At 49.2% G+C, this 3066-nt stretch carries 3 protein-coding genes; 1 reads left to right on the plus strand and 2 read right to left on the minus strand.

Features of this window, described 5'->3' with window-relative positions:
- Positions 1-1059: class I SAM-dependent methyltransferase (locus AC3DOM_RS14490; RefSeq protein WP_487919760.1), on the plus strand; the 1059-nt coding region annotated here is incomplete at its 5' end.
- A gap of 38 nt (positions 1060-1097) precedes the next feature.
- On the opposite strand, the gene AC3DOM_RS14495 is transcribed toward AC3DOM_RS14490, so the two are convergent.
- Both AC3DOM_RS14495 and lysS read right to left on the minus strand, forming a co-directional pair.
- Positions 1098-1493, minus strand: a complete 396-nt coding sequence (locus AC3DOM_RS14495; RefSeq protein ID WP_487919761.1) for a DUF3054 domain-containing protein — start codon at positions 1491-1493, stop codon at positions 1098-1100.
- A gap of 3 nt (positions 1494-1496) precedes the next feature.
- The gene (gene lysS / locus AC3DOM_RS14500; RefSeq protein ID WP_487919762.1) at positions 1497-3008 is read right to left on the minus strand and encodes a lysine--tRNA ligase; all 1512 of its coding nucleotides are present in this window, start codon (positions 3006-3008) and stop codon (positions 1497-1499) included.
- Positions 3009-3066: the final 58 nt, after the last annotated feature.

The raw sequence follows: 3066 nt of genomic DNA on the forward strand, positions 1-3066 counted from the left end.
TTGCAATTCTCGTATTTCGACGAGAAGAAAGACATCACCAAAAATTATCCATTGGCAGAGGCTGTGCATAAAGTAAACGGACTATTAGCGCTCCCGTTTCGAAATCTTTTTGTGGAGAGCAACGCGGGCAATGTGCAGGTCAACTTTTCCAAAAAGGGAAAAGCCCTCGTCAAGGAATCAAAATCTGCCGCCGCGCCGACTCCGCCCAATCTCGCGCACGATCGCGATAAACCCAGATTGCTCTCCGATGAAAACGCGCGTCCGTTTTTGCAGACAATCGGCATTATGACTCAGGATGGCAGGATCAGGGCCGACATGCAACGCAAGTACAAACAGATCAACGAGTTCCTGCGTTTATTGGACGAAACCGCCTCTTTCGAAGCCTGGAGCGGGGAGCCCATCCACATCACTGACTTTGGCTGTGGCAATGCCTACCTAACCTTCGCTACATACTTTTATCTGCACGACATTCTGAAGCTCAATACACACGTCACTGGGGTTGACGTCAATGCCGATTTGATCGAACGCCATCAGAAAAAAGTTGAATCTTTGGGTTGGGAGCAACTGTCCTTTCATGTGAACCGTATCACAGATTATCAACCTGACATCTCCCCCGACATCGTCATTGCCCTGCACGCCTGCGACACCGCCACTGACGACGCGCTTGCGAAAGGCATTCAATGGGGCAGCAAGGTCATTGTCTGTGCGCCGTGTTGCCACCATGAGTTGCAAGAGCAGTTATCAAAAATCCCTGTGCCTGACCAAATGTTGCCTGTTTTTCAAGACGGCATCTTATCTGAACGAATGGGAGATATTCTGACAGACACCTTCCGCGCCACCATCTTGCGCATCATGGGCTACCGCACAGACGTGGTGCAATTTGTCCCCATTGAACATACTGCCAAGAACCTGATGATCCGCTGCCTGAAGACAACGCAAACGGGGAACAAACGCTGGGTGGATGAATACCGAAAGCTGAAATCGTTTTGGAAAGTTACGCCATACCTTGAACGCCTGCTGGGCAAAAATCACGCTCAATATTTTACAGAAAGCAATTGAAATCCAAGAGATTAGTATTCTTTAGGAAGAAGGCAATCTCAGTTTTTTATTTTCCGTGCTCTTGTAAAAAACCACCAGATTCCCCGCCAGATGATCATCCCAAACGCAGAAGTGGCGGCCAGCACCAGGACAAAGACCGGCAGAATAGGTACACCACCAAGCATCAGGCTCCGAAATAGACCAGCCAGTGGTGCAGCGAGGATTCCAGCCCAACCTGCCCGCCAAAGCTGGCGAAAGTTGGAATAAATTTCAGAGCGGTACAGACCCAGCCAGGGGGCGATCAGCAGCCAGGCCAAAAGTGTGGGGAAAAAAGTTGCGGCGAGACGCAACAGTGGTGCAGTCAGCAGTGTCTCATGGCTTAGAAATCCGATCACAGTGATTAATCCAACTGCCAGCGTATCTCCTAGCAAAAGAAAAGTGATTTTCTTTTTCATTGATTATTCTTCCGCTCTCAAATGCGGGAATAGCAAAACTTCGCGAATGCTATGCTTATCTGTCAGCAGCATTACCAGGCGATCCACACCCATCCCAAAGCCACCGTTGGGAGGCATCCCATAACGCATGGCGCGGAGATAATCATCATCCATCGGATGACGTTCCTCATCATCATCTGCATAATCACGCCCCATTTCGAGGAAGCGGGCTTCCTGATCGAGAGGGTCGTTCAACTCGGTAAAGGCATTGCACAATTCCATCCCCGCTACAAAACCTTCAAAACGTTCCACTGTTTGTGGATCGCCGGGGATGGCTTTCGCCAGCGGCGAAATTTCTCGTGGATAGTTATAAAGGAAAGTCGGCTGAATCATTTTGGGTTCAAGGAATTCGTCCACCATCCAGCCAATTAATTTGCCACGTGGCGCGTCGCTGGGATGTTCGATATTTTTTTCTTTCAAGGCCGTATGCAAAGAAGCATTATCGCGGCATTCATTGATATCCACACCACAAGCATCCAATAATCCCTGGCGCATTTCCAGGCGATTCCACGGAGGGGTGAAATCAATTTCATTCCCCTGATAGGTGACCTTCATTGATCCGGTCGCCTTCTCAGCTGCATAGGCGACCATCTTCTCGGTCAGTTCCATCACCTGCAAATAATCAGCATAGGCCCAATAAAATTCCAATTGGGTAAATTCCGGATTATGTTTATAAGAAACACCCTCGTTGCGGAAGTCGCGGCCTATTTCGTAAACACGCTCCAGATTACCAACAAGAAGACGCTTCAAATATAATTCAAATGAAATTCGTAAATATAGATCCTGCTTAAGCTGGTTATGATGAGTAACAAAGGGCTGGGCTGCTGCGCCACCATAAATCGGTTGCAGAATCGGCGTTTCCACTTCAAGAAAATCCTGTTCATCCAGGAATTCGCGCAAGGCACGCGTAATCGCAGCGCGCTTACGAAATGTTTCCCGTGTAGCAAGGTTGACAGCCAAGTCTGCGTAACGTTGGCGGGCGCGCAATTGCGAATCTTCCAGTGCGGCGTGGCGAACTACTGTCCCGTCTTCAAGGGTCTCATCTTTCGCGGCAGGAAGTGGGGTCACGGCTTTGGCAAGCAACTTGAAGTCGCTAACTTGCAACGTCACCTCGCCTGTGCGGGTACGGAACATCTTCCCCTCGGCCTCAATAAAATCACCCAGATCGAACATCTTGACAAAGAAATCCAATTTCTCCTTGCCCAAATCATTGGTCCGCAAAAATAGCTGGATACGTCCCGCACCATCTTCAATATGTGCAAAGGTGATCTTACCCATATTGCGTGTGGCCCGAAGTCGACCGGTCAGGATCGCTTCAATCTCCTTTTCACTTGCTTCCGCACTTTCAAAGGCTGCGATAGCCTCAACGCTGGTATGCGTCCGCCTGGCGCGGGTTGGATACGTTTCGATCCCCTCTGCGCGTAAGATCTCGATCTTATCGAGACGAACCTGCTCAAGAGATGAATATTCGGTCATTGGATTTCCTCTTTGTGATTGCAAATATCCTCTATCGGACTTACGTATAACACCTTTT

It is taken from the genome of Candidatus Desulfolinea nitratireducens (assembly GCF_982879505.1).

Excerpts from the sequence above, each read along its gene's own strand:
- lysS (WP_487919762.1), bottom strand. The coding sequence starts at position 3,008 with ATGACCGAATATTCATCTCTTGAGCAGGTTCGTCTCGATAAGATCGAG.
- AC3DOM_RS14495 (WP_487919761.1), bottom strand. The coding sequence starts at position 1,493 with ATGAAAAAGAAAATCACTTTTCTTTTGCTAGGAGATACGCTGGCAGTT.